This is a genomic window from Mesorhizobium sp. M0500 (genome assembly GCF_040321165.1).
Lineage (GTDB): Bacteria > Pseudomonadota > Alphaproteobacteria > Rhizobiales > Rhizobiaceae > Mesorhizobium.
This window is the reverse complement of the sequence record NZ_JAMYRB010000006.1, coordinates 177,062-193,297: the sequence shown is the minus strand read 5'-3', so window position 1 is coordinate 193,297 and position 16,236 is coordinate 177,062. Positions and strand designations below refer to the sequence as shown.

General features: G+C 62.6%; 13 protein-coding genes. 10 read left to right on the top strand and 3 right to left on the bottom strand.

The annotated features are described in order from the left end of the window. Nucleotides 1-218 precede the first annotated feature (218 nt). From NKI70_RS14280 to NKI70_RS14250, 7 genes are all read left to right on the top strand, one after another. On the top strand, nt 219-938 hold the full coding sequence (locus NKI70_RS14280) for a hypothetical protein (RefSeq protein ID WP_352698584.1): 720 nt from the start codon (nt 219-221) through the stop codon (nt 936-938). Nucleotides 939-1,060: 122 nt separating this feature from the next. Beyond that, on the top strand, nt 1,061-2,506 hold the full coding sequence (locus NKI70_RS14275) for a homospermidine synthase (RefSeq protein ID WP_352576117.1): 1,446 nt from the start codon (nt 1,061-1,063) through the stop codon (nt 2,504-2,506). Nucleotides 2,507-2,692: 186 nt separating this feature from the next. Next, entirely contained in the window at nt 2,693-3,067 is a 375-nt protein-coding gene (gene omp10, locus NKI70_RS14270) for an outer membrane lipoprotein Omp10 (protein ID WP_023720183.1), read from the top strand. 190 nt (nt 3,068-3,257) lie between these two features. Then, nucleotides 3,258-5,285 carry a 5'-nucleotidase C-terminal domain-containing protein gene (locus tag NKI70_RS14265; RefSeq protein WP_352698582.1) on the top strand — a complete coding sequence of 676 codons (2,028 nt, stop codon included), beginning with the start codon at nt 3,258-3,260 and terminating at the stop codon, nt 5,283-5,285. Between the two features lie 150 nt (nt 5,286-5,435). After that, the gene (gene hemH / locus NKI70_RS14260; protein ID WP_352633666.1) at nt 5,436-6,500 is read left to right on the top strand and encodes a ferrochelatase; all 1,065 of its coding nucleotides are present in this window, start codon (nt 5,436-5,438) and stop codon (nt 6,498-6,500) included. A gap of 131 nt (nt 6,501-6,631) precedes the next feature. Continuing rightward, nucleotides 6,632-7,582 carry an SPFH domain-containing protein gene (locus tag NKI70_RS14255; RefSeq protein WP_023675391.1) on the top strand — a complete coding sequence of 317 codons (951 nt, stop codon included), beginning with the start codon at nt 6,632-6,634 and terminating at the stop codon, nt 7,580-7,582. A 10-nt stretch (nt 7,583-7,592) separates the two neighbouring features. Continuing rightward, nucleotides 7,593-8,057, top strand: a complete 465-nt coding sequence (locus tag NKI70_RS14250) for an NfeD family protein (protein ID WP_352698580.1) — start codon at nt 7,593-7,595, stop codon at nt 8,055-8,057. 7 nt (nt 8,058-8,064) lie between these two features. Here NKI70_RS14250 and NKI70_RS14245 read toward each other — a convergent pair whose 3' ends face one another. Continuing rightward, the gene (locus tag NKI70_RS14245) at nt 8,065-9,066 is read right to left on the bottom strand and encodes a KpsF/GutQ family sugar-phosphate isomerase (RefSeq protein WP_023675389.1); all 1,002 of its coding nucleotides are present in this window, start codon (nt 9,064-9,066) and stop codon (nt 8,065-8,067) included. A 177-nt stretch (nt 9,067-9,243) separates the two neighbouring features. On the opposite strand from NKI70_RS14245, the gene NKI70_RS14240 reads away from it, so the two are divergent. After that, entirely contained in the window at nt 9,244-10,983 is a 1,740-nt protein-coding gene (locus NKI70_RS14240) for an outer membrane beta-barrel protein (protein WP_502897758.1), read from the top strand. 132 nt (nt 10,984-11,115) lie between these two features. Here NKI70_RS14240 and galU read toward each other — a convergent pair whose 3' ends face one another. Then, nucleotides 11,116-12,021 (bottom strand): UTP--glucose-1-phosphate uridylyltransferase GalU, encoded by a 906-nt coding sequence (gene galU / locus NKI70_RS14235; protein ID WP_023675387.1) that lies wholly within the window; start codon nt 12,019-12,021, stop codon nt 11,116-11,118. A 207-nt stretch (nt 12,022-12,228) separates the two neighbouring features. On the opposite strand from galU, the gene NKI70_RS14230 reads away from it, so the two are divergent. Continuing rightward, nucleotides 12,229-13,455, top strand: coding sequence for a lytic murein transglycosylase (locus NKI70_RS14230; RefSeq protein WP_352568143.1), 1,227 nt, complete (start codon nt 12,229-12,231; stop codon nt 13,453-13,455). 26 nt (nt 13,456-13,481) lie between these two features. Beyond that, nucleotides 13,482-14,729 carry an SGNH/GDSL hydrolase family protein gene (locus NKI70_RS14225; protein WP_352568145.1) on the top strand — a complete coding sequence of 416 codons (1,248 nt, stop codon included), beginning with the start codon at nt 13,482-13,484 and terminating at the stop codon, nt 14,727-14,729. Between the two features lie 22 nt (nt 14,730-14,751). On the opposite strand, the gene NKI70_RS14220 is transcribed toward NKI70_RS14225, so the two are convergent. Then, entirely contained in the window at nt 14,752-16,206 is a 1,455-nt protein-coding gene (locus NKI70_RS14220) for a glutamate synthase subunit beta (RefSeq protein ID WP_352448228.1), read from the bottom strand. Between the last annotated feature and the right edge of the window lie 30 nt (nt 16,207-16,236).

Sequence of the window (16,236 nt, the reverse complement as noted above, 5' to 3'; positions counted from 1 at the left end):
GCTGTGTGGCGCCTGGCCTCATCCAGTAACGGCAAGACCCTTGAAGGCAGCTGGAACGGAAAGAAGGCGCTGCCGCTCAGATTGGAACGGGTCGCAAGTCGGCAAGTGACCGGGAACGAGCCCAGCACCCCGCTCGATCTCTACGATTTCAGCTTCATGAACTTCTTCGCCATGACACGCCGCTCACTATGGAAACGTCCCCTTATGACTATCTGCGGATGGACACTCAGCTCGATAACGGCAAGACGACTGGCTGGCCGGACGCAACCTACCGCTATGTTGTCGACCCTCGCACCAAATTCGCCACGCCGCGCATTGTCGAACTGTCCGCCAACGTTCTGATCGAGGCCGCGAATGCTCTGCTGCAAGACAGGCACTGGCGCGCAAACATCGGCGCACTGGGCTGTGTGGCGGCGCAATATGCCGGCTTCAACGAAGGCGGGCCGATTGACAGCATGAACGACGGCACGCTCGGCGGCTATGAGGACAGCACATTCGAAGTGAGCTCGCTGACGTCGAGGCTGATGAGCTGGCGGGAGTCCGGCAGCATCTTCTGCGGCGGAGCGCATCCGACCAACTATTCGGACGCCTACATCATGGATATGCGCCGCGGCGTCCTGCTTGGCCTTCAGGACATTTTCTCGGATACGGTGGATGGCAAGCCCGGTCCTTCCCTCGCCTCCTTGGTCAAGCAGCGGCGCAAGAAACCGACCGATCAGACCGATATCGATCACGAAGCCGAATGCGGCATGGACGATCTCATCGGCGAATATCTAGCGGTCAGCCTCTGGCGTGAGGGCGACAAGCAGGTTCTGGTGTTCGGGCTCCAGACCCTATTGCATGCCATCCAGGCCTGCGCCGACGATCTGCTGGAACTGCCGGTCTCCGGGGCACGTGACCTCTTCAAGCCTGAATTCGCAAGACTGGTCGAGCCGTAGCCGGGATGGCGCGGCGTGAGGCCGGCCGTCCGCTTTTCGCTTTATTGTGACAATGATCTATGGTTTGTCGCGCCGCGGCCAAGCCGCTGTTCCGAAGCGTTTTTTGAGGGAGTAATCGATAAATGGCGAATGAAAACTGGCCCGTTTACGGTGAGATCACCGGCCCTGTAGTGATGATCGGCTTCGGCTCGATCGGACGGGGCACGCTGCCGCTGATCGAGCGCCATTTCAAATTCGACAAGTCGCGCATGACGGTCATCGACCCGCGCGACACCGACCGCAAATTGCTCGACGAGCGCGGCATCACCTTCATGCAGGATGCGGTGACCAAAAAGAACTACAAGAAGCTGCTGACACCGCTTTTGACCAATGGCGGCGGCCAGGGCTTTTGCGTCAACCTGTCGGTCGACACTTCCTCGCTTGAGCTGATGAAGCTCTGCCGCAAGCTTGGCGTCCTCTATATCGACACGGTGGTCGAACCCTGGCTCGGCTTTTATTTCGACGAGAAGGCCGACAACGCCTCACGCACCAACTATGCGCTGCGCGAGACCGTACGTACTGAAATCGCGAAGAACCCTGGCGGCACCACGGCGATCTCGTGCTGCGGCGCCAATCCGGGCATGGTCTCGTGGTTCGTCAAGCAGGCACTGGTCAATCTCGCCACAGATCTTGGCCTCGACTTCTCGGAACCCGCGCAGCACGATCGCGAAGGCTGGGCCAGGCTGATGAAGAAGGCCGGCGTCAAGGGCATCCATATCGCCGAGCGCGACACCCAGCGCACCAAGAAGCCCAAGCCGATGAACGTGTTCTGGAACACCTGGTCGGTCGAAGGCTTCATTTCGGAAGGGCTGCAGCCGGCCGAGCTCGGCTGGGGCACGCATGAGGCGTGGATGCCGAAGAACGCCAAAAGCCACAAGAACGGTTCGAAGGCCGCGATCTATCTGGAGCAGCCCGGCGCCAATACACGCGTGCGCACATGGTGTCCGACGCCCGGCCCGCAATACGGTTTCCTGGTGACACACAACGAAGCGATCTCGATTGCCGATTTTTTCACGCTGCGCGGCAAGAAGGGCAAGGTGCAATACCGGCCGACCTGCCATTACGCCTATCATCCCTGCAACGACGCCGTGCTGTCGCTGCACGAGATGTTCGGTGTCGCCGGCAAGGCTCAGCCCGTGCATCACGTGCTCGACGAAAATGAACTGGTCGATGGCGTCGACGAACTCGGCGTGCTGCTCTACGGCCACGCCAAGAACGCCTACTGGTACGGCTCGCAGCTGTCGCTGGCCGAGGCGCGCAAGCTGGCGCCCTATCAGAACGCCACCGGCATGCAGGTCACGTCGGCGGTGCTGGCCGGCATGGTCTGGGCGCTGGAAAATCCCGAGGCCGGCATCGTCGAAGCCGACGAGATGGATTACAAGCGCTGCCTCGACGTGCAGAACCCATATCTCGGGCCGGTCAGGAGCTATTATACCGACTGGACGCCGCTCGACAATCGGCCTGGTCTGTTTCCCGAGGATCTCGACACCAAAGACCCGTGGCAATTCCGCAACATCCTCGTTCGATAGCAGCGTTGCCTCGACACTCCGCCAGCTTGCAATCGCCCGGAAATCGGGCGATTGAAGAGGGGCGGCCTAGAGCGACGTGCGTCCATTTGGACGCACAAAGTACGCTCTAGCACTTTGAATGTGCGCATCGTGCTTTCCGAAAATCGGATCGATTTTGGGCCGATGCGAGAGGAGAGGATCTTGAAGATGACGATTGCGCAAAGACTGCTTTCGGCTGGCATTGCCGCGGCCGCTACGGTCGCGTTGGCGGCCTGCACGACAACCGGCCCAGGCGAGCCGCCGGTGATCACGGCCAAGGGGGTTGAAGGCTCCTGGATCGACGCGCAGGGCACGGGCTTGTCGACCTTCAAGGGCGGCAGCTTCGCGACCGTCGCCACCGATACCGGCCAGAAGCTTGCCGATGGCAGCTACACCATGACCGGCGGCACCTCGGTCGAGATCCATGGCACTTCGCTGATCCGCCAGACGCCAATCAGCTTCAACTGCTTGATGGTCTCCACCAGCCAGCTCAATTGCACCAGCGCGAGCGGACAGAATTTTGTGCTGACCAGGCGCACCTGAAATCCGATTCCGAATTTACTTTGCACAAGGGCGGCGGCTTCAAGCCGCCGTCTTCTTGCGCCGGCAAAGCTGATGCCGATTTCCGCTTGCATCGACTGAAACGCGATGTGAACATAGCCCAAGAGGGCTGTTACATCCCAGTCAAACAAGAGCGTTAAACGCCTCTGGTCAAGTTATCCGGGAGACGAGAATGAAGAAGATTGCTGCCATCGCCGCGCTGTCGGCATCGGCGCTTGGCCTGTCGGCAGGGGTATCCTTTGCCGACTACACGCTCAACATCCTGCACATCAACGACTGGCATAGCCGCATCGAGAGCAACAACAAGTACGAATCGACCTGCTCGGCCGAGGAGGAGACCAAGGGCGAATGCGTCGGCGGCGCCGGCCGCCTGGTCACCGCGATCGCGCAGGAGCGCAAGAAGCTGGAAGGCCAGAACGTGCTGCTGCTCAGCGCCGGCGACAATTTCCAGGGCTCGCTCTTCTACACGACCTACAAAGGCAAGACCGAAGGCGAATTCCTCAACCAGATGAAATTCGATGCCGAGGCTCTCGGCAACCATGAGTTCGACGATGGCGAGTCGGCGCTGGCGCCGTTTCTCGACATGATCAAGTTTCCGGTGCTCGGCGCCAATGTGAAGGCCAATGCGCAATCCAAGCTCGGCGACCGCGTCAAGCCGTCGATCGTGGTCGAGGTCGGCGGCCAGAAGATCGGCATCGTCGGCGCGGTCACCAACGACACGCCGGAGCTTGCCACCCCTGGCCCGAACATTGCCATCGAAGACGACGTCAAGTCGATCACCGCTGAGGTCGAGAAACTGAAGCGAGAGGGCGTCAACAAGATCATCGCGGTCACCCATATCGGCTACAAGCGCGAGCGCGACGTGATCGCCAAGATCCCGGGCATCGACGTGGTGGTCGGCGGCCACAGCCATTCGCTGCTGTCCAACACCGACCCCAAGGCGGAAGGCCCATATCCGACGATGGTCGACAATCCGGACGGTTACAAAGTGCCGGTCGTGCAGGCGGCGTCCTATTCGAAATATCTCGGCGAGTTCAAGGTCGTGTTCGACGACAACGGCGTCGTCAAGGAGGCAAGCGGCGATCCCATCCATCTCGACAAATCGATCACGCCCGACCCCGCCGTGCTTGCCCGCATCAAGGAACTCGGCGCGCCGATCGAGGCCTTGAAGAACAAGGAAGTCGCCGAGACCACCAAGGCGATCGACGGCAGTCGCGAAAACTGCCGTGCCCGCGAATGCGAGATGGGCAATCTGGTCTCCGACGCCGTCCTCGACCGGGTCAAGGGCCAAGGTGTCGAGATCGTCATCTCGAATGGCGGCGGCTTGCGCGCCTCCATCGACCAGGGCACGGTCACCATGGGCGAGGTTCTCACCGTCCTGCCGTTTCAGAACACGCTGGCGACCTTCCATATCTCCGGCAAGGATTTGGTTGCCGGCCTCGAAAGCGGCCTCAGCCAGGTCGAGGACGGCGCCGGGCGCTTCCCGCAGGTTGCCGGCCTGAAATATGCGTTCGACAAATCGGCGCCGCCTAACGGACGCGTCAAATCGGTCGAGGTCATGGAAGGCGGCGCCTGGACGCCGATTAAGCCGGACAAGGATTACCTGGTCGCCACCAACAACTATGTCCGCCAGGGCGGCGACGGCTACAAGGTGTTCGCCGAGAAGGCCAAGAACGCCTATGATTACGGCCCGGGGCTTGAACAGGTCGTCGCCGACTACCTAGGCGCGCACCGGCCCTATACGCCGAAGCTCGACGGCCGCATCACCGAGATCGCCGCGACCGTGGCCCCGGCCGCAGAACCTGCCAACCCTGCCGAACCGCCAAAACCTGCTGAGGCTGCGCCGGCAAAGCCCGTTGAGCCGGCAATGCCCGAAATGCCGGCCGGCTCCGGCGACATTTCCAAGACCCCGCCGGCCGTCCCGGCTGAAACAGCGCCGGCACCCGCACCCGCCGAGCCGGCCCAGCCGGCGGCACCTGCGGCTCCGGCCACACCGGCTCCGGCGACCCCTGCTCCGGCTGAGCCGGCACCGGCCGAAAGCAGCCATGTAATCGTCGCCGGCGATACCTATTGGGATCTCGCGGTGAAGGCTTATGGCGACGGCACCAAATGGAAAATAATCTCCGATGCCAACAAAGCCTACGAGCCACGCCGCCTTCCGGTCGGCGCAACCTTGACGATCCCGGCGGCCTCGAAGTAATCCGGCCGCAGGAACGCAATGCACCCGCCCGGCAGACCGGGCGGGTCTTTCATTTCTGGGATAAGGTGCGGCCAGACGCAGCATTTGAAAACCGGCGCGGCATCGCTACTTTCGCCGCGGCACCGTTGGTTCGCGGTGTTGGAGAACCTCATGACGCTTGCCAACCCTGCTGAAATCAAAGGCGAGAAGACTGCCGCCTCGCCGTCGGCAGGGCGCCCTCTGGTCAGGACCGGCAAGGTCGGTGTCATGCTGATCAATCTCGGCACCCCGGACGGCACCGGCTTCAAGCCGATGTGGCGCTACCTCCGGGAGTTCCTGTCCGATCCGCGCGTCATCGAGCTCAACAAGGCGATCTGGTATCCGATCCTCTACGGCGTGGTCCTCACCACCCGGCCGAAGAAATCAGGGGCCAACTATGCCAGGATATGGAACCGGGAGCGCAACGAGTCGCCGCTGCGAACCTACACCCGCGCCCAGGCCGAGAAGCTCGCGCTCGCGCTCGGCGAGCTACCCAATGTCGTCGTCGACTGGGCGATGCGCTACGGCAACCCTTCGACCGAGAGCGTGGCCGAGAGACTGGTCGAGCAAGGCTGCGACCGCATCCTGTCTTTCCCGCTCTATCCGCAATATTCGGCGACGACGACTGCGACTGCCAACGACCAGCTGTTTCGCGCGCTGATGAAGATGCGCCGCGCCCCGGCCATTCGCAGCGTGCCACCCTATTACAACGAGCCGGCCTATATCGAGGCGCTCGCCCGTTCGATCGAAAAGCATCTGGCGAGCCTCGACTTCGAACCGGAAATTGTCATCGCTTCCTATCACGGCATTCCGAAACCCTATTCCGACAAGGGCGACCCCTACCAGGCCCATTGCCTCGAGACGACCCGACTGCTGCGCGAAAAGCTCGGCTGGGATGAAAACAAGCTGATTACCACCTTCCAGTCGCGCTTCGGCGCGCAGGAGTGGCTGCAGCCCTACACCGACAAGACGGTCGAAAGACTAGGGCGCGAAGGCGTGAAATCGGTCGCCATCGTCAATCCAGGATTTTCCGTCGACTGCATCGAGACGCTGGACGAGATCGGCAGGGAAGCGTCCGAGACCTTCCATCATGCCGGCGGCGAAAAGTTCGCACACATCCCTTGCCTCAACGACAGTGCCGAGGGCATGGCGGTGATCGAGGCGATGGTGCGGCGCGAGCTGTCCGGCTGGGCCTGAACAGATTACCCGTCTATGCACCCGCAATCCGTGATCACCTGATTGTAACATTGCTGAAACACACTTAAGTGTTTGATGGGAATCGGTCGCGTGGAATATCCAACATGGCCGGCCTTTGAGGGGAGAGCCAAATGGGTTTCAGTGGTTTTGATATCGCGCTTCTTGTTCTTGTCGCCCTTGTCGTGCTGGTGCTTATCAAGGGCATCCGAACAATTCCGCAAGGCTATAATTATACCGTCGAACGTTTTGGCCGTTACACCAAGACATTGAACCCAGGCCTCAACCTGATCGTGCCTTTCGTCGACCGTGTCGGCGCCAAGATGAACATGATGGAGCAGGTGCTCGACGTTCCGACGCAGGAGATCATCACCCGCGACAATGCCACCGTTGCCGTCGATGGCATCGCCTTCTATCAGGTGCTCAACGCGGCGCAGGCCGCCTACCAGGTCTCCGGCCTGCAGAATGCGATTCTCAATCTCACGATGACCAACATCCGCACCGTGATGGGCTCGATGGACCTCGACGAACTTTTGTCGAACCGCGACGCCATCAACGAGCGCCTGCTGCGCGTCGTTGACGAGGCGGCGCATCCCTGGGGCATCAAGATCACTCGTGTCGAGATCAAGGACATCAACCCGCCGGCCAATCTCGTCGAATCGATGGGCCGACAGATGATGGCCGAGCGCAATAAGCGCGCGCAGATCCTCGCCGCCGAAGGCCTCAAGCAATCGCAGATCCTGGAGGCCGAAGGCCGCAAGGAAGCCGCCTTCCGCGATGCCGAGGCGCGCGAGCGCTCGGCCGAGGCTGAAGCACGCGCCACGCAGGTGGTGTCGGAGGCGATTTCCAAAGGCGACGTGCAGGCGCTCAACTACTTCGTCGCGCTGAAATACACCGAAGCGCTGACCAAGATCGGCTCAGCGACAAATAGCAAACTCGTGCTGATGCCGATGGAGGCCTCATCGCTGATCGGCACGCTCGGCGGTATTGGCGAAATCGCCAAGGAAGTTTTCCGAAGCGAAGGCACCGCCGGTGCCGCACGACGGGCCGCCCGCCCGCCGGTCGTTCGTCCGAGCGAAACCTGAGGCCACAGCCATGCTCGACCGCATTGTTTCCGAACTCGGCCCGTGGAGCTGGATGGTCCTCGGCTTCGTCCTGCTGGTAATGGAGGTCATCGCGCCGGGCATTTTCATGCTGTGGATCGGCATTGCCGCGCTGTTGATCGGCGTCGTCTCACTGCTCATCTGGGATGCCGGTTTCTGGACCTGGCAAGTCCAGGTCCTCGCCTTCCTCGCGCTGTCGCTGGTCTCGGCCTATGTCGGCAAGCGGCTGGTGGGCGGGCGCCATGATGAAACCGACCAGCCCCTGCTCAACCGTCGCGGCGTACAGATGGTCGGCCGGACGGCGACCCTTGCCGAGCCGATCAAGGACGGGCGCGGCCGCATAAAGCTGGGCGACACGTTGTGGCGCGTCTCCGGCCCTGACCTGCCGGCCGGCACGCAAGTGCGCGTGACGGGCGCCGCTGATACCGACCTGGAACTGACGGTCGAGGCGGTCTAGAAGCCCGCTAGGCAGCACCGATGCGCAGCAGGTCGTGCAGATGGACGAGCCCGATCGGCCGCCTGCCTTCGACCACCATCAGGCTGGTGATAGCCGAGTCGTTGATCGTCTGCAGCGCCGTCGCAACAAGCGTGTCGGGCGCGGCCATTTTCGGCTCTCTGGTCATCACCTGATCGACGCTCATTGCCAGGAGATCGCTGCCGATATGGCGCCTGATGTCGCCATCGGTGATGATGCCGATCAGCTTGCCGTCCGCGGCAGTCACGGCCACGCAGCCAAACCCCTTGCGCGACAATTCGAGGATTGCCTCGCGCATGCCGGTACCTGACGACACCAGCGGCAGCCTGTCGCCGACATGCATGATCTCGCGGATCTGCGTCAGGTTGGCTCCGAGCTGGCCGCCGGGATGGAACGTGCGGAAATGGTCCGGGGTGAAGCCGCGTGCCTCGAGGAGCGCGATGGCCAGCGCATCGCCCATCACCATTTGCAATAGTGTCGAGGTCGTCGGCGCAAGCCCGTGCGGGCAGGCTTCCGGTGCTCGCGGCAGCAGAAGCACAACGTCGGCCGCGCGCGCCAGAGCCGATTTTTCACCCGCGGTGACCGCGACCAGCGGGATCGAGAAGCGCCTCGAATAGGCGATGATGCCCTTGAGCTCAAGGCTTTCGCCCGACCACGAAAGCGCGATTATGGCGTCGTTTCTGGCGATCATGCCAAGGTCGCCGTGATTGGCTTCGGCAGGGTGGACGAAGAAGGCCGGCGTGCCGGTCGAGGCGAGCGTTGCGGCGATCTTCGAGCCGATATGGCCGCTTTTGCCGACCCCGGTGACGATGACGCGGCCATCGATCTGCGACACCATGCCGACGGCTCGTGCGAACGGCTCGGCCAGCCCGTTTTCGAGAGCGTCTGCCAGTGCCGCGACGCCGGCCTGCTCCGTCGCCACGGTTCTCAGCGCCGAGGCAATCGCGGCCTGCCCGTCATGCCGCTTCCTGTCTGGGGATTTCACGTCCATGGACGATGCGATTAGCGCTTCGGCGCGCGCCTGTCCAACGGAATTGCCGTCCCGAACCTCCTGACGGGCCATGCCTCAACGCTCCGTTAACCATCCCCATTTACGGTTTCGTAAGTATGGCGCGCGTGCGCCGCGCAAGCAGTGGTGCCGATGTCCGGGTTTCAGCCTCAAAACAAAATGGGACGAAAGGGCAAGGCGGTCTGCGCTTTGCTGCTGGCAACCAGTGTCTTTGCGTTGTCGCGGCCGGCACTGCTTTGCGCCCAGGAAACCGAGCTGCGCGGCGAGGTTTCAGAATCGACAATCCTGGACGACCAGCAGTACAAGATCAGGCAATCGAGCATAGCCGGAACCCAAGCCGCGCAGGCTGCTGCAACCGCCAACGACAATACGCCGCTGCCTACCTATCGCCCGGCCAGCCAAGGGGCGTTGCCTGACGACGGCACGGGCGAGGCGGCCACAACCGGCGGCACTTTCGATCAACCAGCGGCCAGCGGCGATCCATTTCCCGACAACCCTGCTCCGCCCCCCCGACGGCGGCCAAGCCCGACACAACGCGCCGCCAATGCGGCCAACGCCGAAGACGAGACCGCTGACAGCCAGAAGCGCAAAAGAACCGCGACTGCAGCCGCGGCGGCGACCGATGACACCGATACCGCCGCCATAGACGAGCAGGATACGGTCAACCGCCGTGCCGTCACCATCGATTCCGCCGAGAGGCTCAAGCTCGACCCTGGCGCCGAGCGCACCGAAGCCATCGAAGGCCAGGACAACAAGAACGAGGACGACCCGTTCGCCGCCACCGGCATCAAGCTCGGCTCCTTCGTGATCCGGCCGACGCTCGAGCAAGGCCTGACGTCTTCGACAAACGCCGATTCGAGCAGCCTCGGCAAGCCGGCCTTGCTGTCGGAAACGACGCTGCGCTTCAACGCCGTCTCCGACTGGCGGGAGAATTCGGCGACGGTTGAGGGCTATGGCATCTTCCGCGAAACCTTGTCCGGCTATGACATTCACGAGGCGCAAGGCCGCGTCGACGGCACACTCAACATCGATCTCGATAATGATCTGCGCGCCATCGCCAAGCTGGGCTATGAGGCCTTGCCCGAATCGGCCTCGGCGCCGGACGCGGTCGTCGGCGCCGTTGGCCAGCCGGTGCGCCAGACCGTGAACGGCAGTCTCGCCGTCGAGAAGGATGCCGGCAAAATGCGCTTCGCGCTGACTGGCGCGGTCGAGCACGACATCTTTGGCGACGCCAAGCTTTCGTCGGGCGGATCGCTGTCGCAGAAGGGCCGCGACTCGACGCTCTACACGGCCATTTTGCGTACCGGTTACGAGATCTCGCCTGCCATCACCCCGTTCACCGAAATCGAGATCGGCCGGCGCGCTTATGATTTGCGCGTCGATCCAAACGGCTTCCAGCGCTCCTCGACCAGGCTTGGCGCACGGGCCGGCGTCGAGCTCGATCTCCGCGAGAAGCTTAGCGGCGAGTTCTCGGTCGGCTGGCTGCGCGAAGCTATCGACGACGATGCCCTGCCGGCTATTTCGGGCGCGACGGTCAATGCCGATCTCAAATGGTCGCCGGAACGCGGCACCACGATCGGGCTCACCGCACAGACGACCGCCGAGAACACGACGAATGCGGGCGAAAGCGGCGACATGCTCTATTCCGGCAGCCTCACCGGCGAGCGGCAGATCCGCGCCAACCTGACCGGAAATGCCGCTCTCGGCCTTGAATGGCGCGACTATACCGGCTCCGACGATCATGATTTGACGCTGAGCGCCGAGGCTGGGCTGACGTGGTGGCTGAACCGCTACACCGGGCTCACCACCCGCGCCAGGACTGAAAAACTGACCAGCAACCTGGTTGGGCGCGACTACACGGCCAACAGTATCTTCGTCGGCTTGAAGTTGCAGCGCTAAATGCATGTCGCGCAAAAGTGTGCAGCGGTTTTGCGATAACGACTTGCGTAAAACAAGAACCTAAAGCGCGTCGCATGAGGCCGGTCGAACGCGGCGCGCTTTAGCCGATCAGCGCGGCAACCGGTGTTGAAACTACAAGGCTACGCCGCGGCGTTCTGACGGCGCGAGTTCGTCGAGAAGCGTGCGAATGACACCGGCCATGCTGGCATTCATGTCTCTGCGCCACAGTGCGAAGGCAACGTTGGCCTCGACGAAGCCTTCGGGCGAGCCGCAGTCGAACGTCCGCCCGCGGTAGTGGTAGCCGTAGAAGGACTGTTGCTTCTGCAGCTTCAGCATTGCATCGGTGAGCTGGATCTCGTTGCCGGCGCCTTTTTCCTGACCTTCGAGTATCTTGAATATCTCCGGCTGCAGGATATAGCGCCCGTTGATGTAGAGGTTCGACGGCGCCGTGCCGGTCTTCGGCTTTTCCACCATGCCGGTGATGCGGAAACCGTGATGCGCGTCCTCGCCGCGGCCGACAATGCCGTATTTGTGCGCCTCGGCCGGATCGCATTCCTGCACGGCGACGATGTTGTTGCCGGTCTCGGCGTAAAGCTCGACCATGTCCTTCATGCAGCTTTTTTCCGACTGCATGATCATGTCGGGCAACAGCAGCGCAAAGGGCTCGTCGCCGACGAGCTCGCGCGCGCACCAGACGGCGTGACCAAGGCCGAGCGGTACCTGCTGGCGGGTGAAGCTGGTCTGCCCCGGCGCCGGCTGCAGCCGCTGCAGGCGGGCGAGCTGGTCGTCCTTGCCGCGCTGCGCAAGCGTGTCGTAGAGCTCGAACTGGACATCGAAGTGATCCTCGATGACCGCCTTGTTGCGGCCGGTCACAAAGATGAAATGCTCGATCCCGGCTTCGCGCGCCTCATCGACCACATACTGGATGACCGGCCTGTCGACGACCGTCAGCATTTCCTTGGGAATGGCCTTGGTGGCGGGGAGAAAGCGCGTGCCGAGACCGGCAACCGGGAACACTGCCTTGCGAACTCTCTTCATGTGCCAATTATCCATTTGCATGACTGTTCGGCAATCCCGATTCGAGACATTTTCATGCCGAAATCGAGGATTACTGAACGGCGGGTCAGAAATCTCAGCTGGTAAAGCATTGACGCATCTTTTCACCCCGTACGACACCTATGGTAAACCAAATGCTAACCGGGTTCGGCGATGAATAGTCTTCCTGAGATGAAGAAGGAGGAAAAGATGTCCGTTCGCAACGCCGCAAGGCGCTTCACCAGCGTCCTGACGGCCGCCAGCCTCTCGCTTGCCTTGCTCATGCCCAGCGGGTCGGCTTTTGCCGATGCCGGCTTCCGCCAATGGGTCGCCAGCTTCCGTGCTACCGCCGTGGCGAGCGGCGTTTCCGGCTCCGTCTACGACCAGGCATTCAAGGGCATCAACGATGCTGACCCGGTGGTGCTGGAAAAGGCCCGTACTCAACCCGAATTCACCGCACCCGCTTGGGATTATTTCGACAACCGCGTCCATGACCAGTCGGTCGCCGTCGGCCAGCAGATGGCAAGGAAATGGAAGCCTTGGCTGGACAGGATCGAGGCAAGATACGGCGTCGACCGCTACATCCTGCTGGCCATCTGGTCTATGGAATCTAACTACGGCGAAACCCTCAAGCGCGATGATATCATGCGCAATGTGGTGCGCTCGCTGGCGACGCTTGGTTATGCCGACCCGAAGCGAGCGAAATTTGCCCGCACCCAACTGATCGCGGCGCTGAAGATCCTGCAGACCGGCGACATCGACGAAAGCCATCTCAGCGGCTCATGGGCCGGCGCGATGGGCCATACCCAGTTCATCCCCACCAGCTACCAGTCCTATGCGGTCGATATGGACGGCAACGGCAAGCGCGACATCTGGAATTCGATTCCCGACGCACTGGCGACAGCCGCCAATTTGCTGAGGAAGAACGGCTGGCAGGCAGGCAAGACCTGGGGTTATGAGGTCAGCCTTCCGGACGGCAAGAAGCTGCCCGGAGGCTCGAAGTCGCTGTCGCAATGGCAGGCGTTGGGGGTCAGCCGTGCCAACGGCAGGCCGTTCAAGAACGGTGCGGACAAGGCGACGTTGAAGCTGCCCGGCGGCCGCGGCGGGCCGGCTTTCCTGATGATCAAGAATTTCTCGGTCATCAAGCGCTACAACAATGCCGACAAATATGCGCTCGCCGTGGGCCTTCTTGCCGACGAAATTGCCGGCTATGGCGGGCTTGTGCAGGACTGGAAACGACCGTTTACCAAGCTCTCCTTCGAGGAAAGGCAGGAGCTTCAGAAGCGACTTTCCGAGCACGGCTATTACGACGGCAAGTTCGACGGCAAGATCGGTGACGGATCGAAAACCGCCATCATGGCCTTCCAGGCAAAGGCTGGCTTGACCCAGGACGGGTATCCGAGCAAGGAAGTGCTCAAATGGCTCAGGCAGAACTAGAGCCGGTTGCGGGATGGAGAGGGTGATTGGTTTCGGCTGCGCGCATCCGGTTAATCGTTCGTCGCGTGCCGATCCTCGTTCTGGCGATCGCCGTTCTGGCAGTCGGCTCCGCCAGTGCCTTTCATACCGCGGCCATGGCGCAGGAGCCGGAAAGTCGTGGCTGGTCGCTGCGCGACCTGTTGTTTCCGCGCAGAAGCGAGCGGTTTGAGCAGCCGCCGCCCGAATTCCAGAGAGAATTCCAGAGAACAAAGCCCAGGCCCAAGCTGAGAAAGCCCCGGTCAGTTCGCCGGCCGCCGCCGGCCGAGCCGACAACCCCGGTGGCCGAGAAGGCGCCGGATGCACGCGTCGTTCTGGTGGTCGGCGATTTCATGGCGTCTGGGCTGGCTGAGGGGCTCGACGCCGCCTTTGCCGAGAACACCGGCGTCAGGATCGTCGTCCGTGCCAACGGATCGTCCGGCTTCGTGCGTGACGATGTCTACAACTGGCCAGACCAGGTCAAGTCGCTGATCGCCGCCGAAAAACCGGCAGCCGTCGTCGTCATGCTCGGATCCAACGACCGGCAGCAGATGCGCGTCGGCGATGTGCGCGAGCAGCCGCGATCCGAAAACTGGACCAAGGAATACGAGCGCCGGACCGAAGCGTTCGGCAAGGCCATCGCAGCAACCAAGGTGCCGTATCTGTGGGTTGGCATGCCGGCCTTCCGGGTCTCGAAAATGACCTCCGACATGCTGGCCTTCAACGACATCTTCCGCTCGTCCGCCGAAAGCCACGGCGGCGAATTCGTCGACGTCTGGGACGGGTTCGTCGACGAGAACGGCGCCTTCATCACCAGCGGACCGGACATCAACGGCCAATCGGTGCGCCTGCGCTCCGACGACGGCATCAACATGTCGAAGGCCGGCAAGCGCAAGCTCGCCTTCTATACCGAAAAGCCGCTGATGAAGATCCTTGGGCTGGCCGCGCCGGGAAGCGTGGTCCCGGCTTCTGCCCCGGCCGGCGCTCCCGTCGAGGCGCCGTCACCTGCTGCCGCACCGATAGCTGTCGATCGCACCGTGCCGATGCTGCTCAGCGATCCGGCGCTGGACGGCGGCTCGGAACTTCTCGGCGCCGCCCCGCCGGCAAAAGCGGACAAGCATTTGCCGGGCGAAAGGCTGGTAATCGAGGGCAAGGCGCCCGACGCCTCACCGGGCCGTGCCGACGATTTCTCGTGGCCACCCAAGACACAGCCTGCGACGGCGGCCGCATCCGATACGACGACGGCGATCCGCCAGTAAACAGAACCTCTTCGGAACGGGCTCAGCGCGGCAGCACGCTCGATCCCATCAGCGCCTCGTCGATGGCGCGCGCCGCCTGGCGGCCCTCGCGGATCGCCCAGACGACCAGCGACTGGCCGCGCCGCACGTCGCCCGCCGCATAGAGCCTTTCGACGCTGGTCCTGTAGTCCCGGTCATTGGCCTCGACATTCTTCGAACGGCGGCTGTCGGTGACGATCTTCATCTGCCCGTCGAGTTCCGAGACCGGCCCGCGAGCGGCTGGCCCGGCAAAGCCGATGGCGATGAACGCGAGATCGGCGCGGATGACGAATTCGGTGCCGGCGATTGGCTTGCGCTTTTCGTCGACCTCGCAGCATTTGACCCCGGTCAGCTGGCCGTCCTCGCCGATGAATTCAAGCGTCGCCACCTGGAATTCGCGCTCGGCGCCTTCGGCCTGCGACGATGACGTGCGCATCTTGGTCGCCCAGTAGGGCCAGACCGACAGCTTGTCTTCCTTTTCCGGCGGCTGCGGCCGGATGTCGAGCTGGGTGACGCGCACCGCGCCCTGGCGGAAGGCGGTGCCGACGCAGTCTGAGGCAGTGTCGCCGCCGCCGACGACGACGACATGCTGGCCGCCGGCGACGATCGGGCGCGACGGCCATGCGACCGACTGGATCGGCTCGCCGCCGATACGCTTGTTCTGCTGCACCAGATAGGGCATGGCGTCGTGCACGCCGTCGAGATCGTCGCCCGGGATGTTGGCCGGGCGCGGCGTTTCGGAACCGCCGCAATAGAGCACGGCATCATATTCGGCGAGCAGTTCGGCGACCGGCTTGTCGACGCCGACATTGACGCCGCAATGGAAGCTGACACCTTCGCCCTGCATCTGCTCGATGCGCCGGTCGATATAATGCTTCTCGATCTTGAAATCGGGGATGCCGTAGCGCATCAGCCCGCCCGGCCGGCTCTCGCGCTCATAGACGTGAACGTCATGGCCTGCGCGGCCGAGTTGCTGGGCAGCCGCCATGCCTGCCGGCCCCGAGCCGATGATCGCGACGCGCTTGCCGGTCTTCCGTTCCGGCGGATAGGGCCGGATATGGCCGGTTTCATAGGCTTTGTCGGCAATCGCCTGCTCGATCGTCTTGATGGCGACCGGAATATCCTCGAGGTTCAGCGTGCAGGCTTCCTCGCAAGGTGCGGGGCAGATGCGGCCGGTAAATTCCGGAAAATTGTTGGTCGAATGCAGGTTGCGGATCGCGTTTTCCCAGTCGCCATTGTAGACGAGGTCGTTCCAGTCCGGGATCTGGTTGTGGATCGGGCAGCCGGTCGGTCCATGGCAATACGGAATGCCGCAATCCATGCACCGCGCGGCCTGTTTCTCGACCTCCTTGTCCGACATCGGCAGCGTGAACTCGCGGAAATGCCGGATGCGGTCGGAAGCCGGCTGGTACTTGTGCACCTGCCGGTCGATCTCGAGAAACCCTGTTACCTTGCCCATAGTCCAGTCCCTACTGTCCGGAAGGCACGC

Coding starts and splice junctions, on each gene's coding strand:
- NKI70_RS14280 (WP_352698584.1), top strand. CDS start 219: ATGGACACTCAGCTCGATAACGGCAAGACGACTGGCTGGCCGGACGCA.
- NKI70_RS14275 (WP_352576117.1), top strand. CDS start 1,061: ATGGCGAATGAAAACTGGCCCGTTTACGGTGAGATCACCGGCCCTGTA.
- omp10 (WP_023720183.1), top strand. CDS start 2,693: ATGACGATTGCGCAAAGACTGCTTTCGGCTGGCATTGCCGCGGCCGCT.
- NKI70_RS14265 (WP_352698582.1), top strand. CDS start 3,258: ATGAAGAAGATTGCTGCCATCGCCGCGCTGTCGGCATCGGCGCTTGGC.
- hemH (WP_352633666.1), top strand. CDS start 5,436: ATGACGCTTGCCAACCCTGCTGAAATCAAAGGCGAGAAGACTGCCGCC.
- NKI70_RS14255 (WP_023675391.1), top strand. CDS start 6,632: ATGGGTTTCAGTGGTTTTGATATCGCGCTTCTTGTTCTTGTCGCCCTT.
- NKI70_RS14250 (WP_352698580.1), top strand. CDS start 7,593: ATGCTCGACCGCATTGTTTCCGAACTCGGCCCGTGGAGCTGGATGGTC.
- NKI70_RS14245 (WP_023675389.1), bottom strand. CDS start 9,066: ATGGACGTGAAATCCCCAGACAGGAAGCGGCATGACGGGCAGGCCGCG.
- NKI70_RS14240 (WP_502897758.1), top strand. CDS start 9,244: ATGGGACGAAAGGGCAAGGCGGTCTGCGCTTTGCTGCTGGCAACCAGT.
- galU (WP_023675387.1), bottom strand. CDS start 12,021: ATGAAGAGAGTTCGCAAGGCAGTGTTCCCGGTTGCCGGTCTCGGCACG.
- NKI70_RS14230 (WP_352568143.1), top strand. CDS start 12,229: ATGTCCGTTCGCAACGCCGCAAGGCGCTTCACCAGCGTCCTGACGGCC.
- NKI70_RS14220 (WP_352448228.1), bottom strand. CDS start 16,206: ATGGGCAAGGTAACAGGGTTTCTCGAGATCGACCGGCAGGTGCACAAG.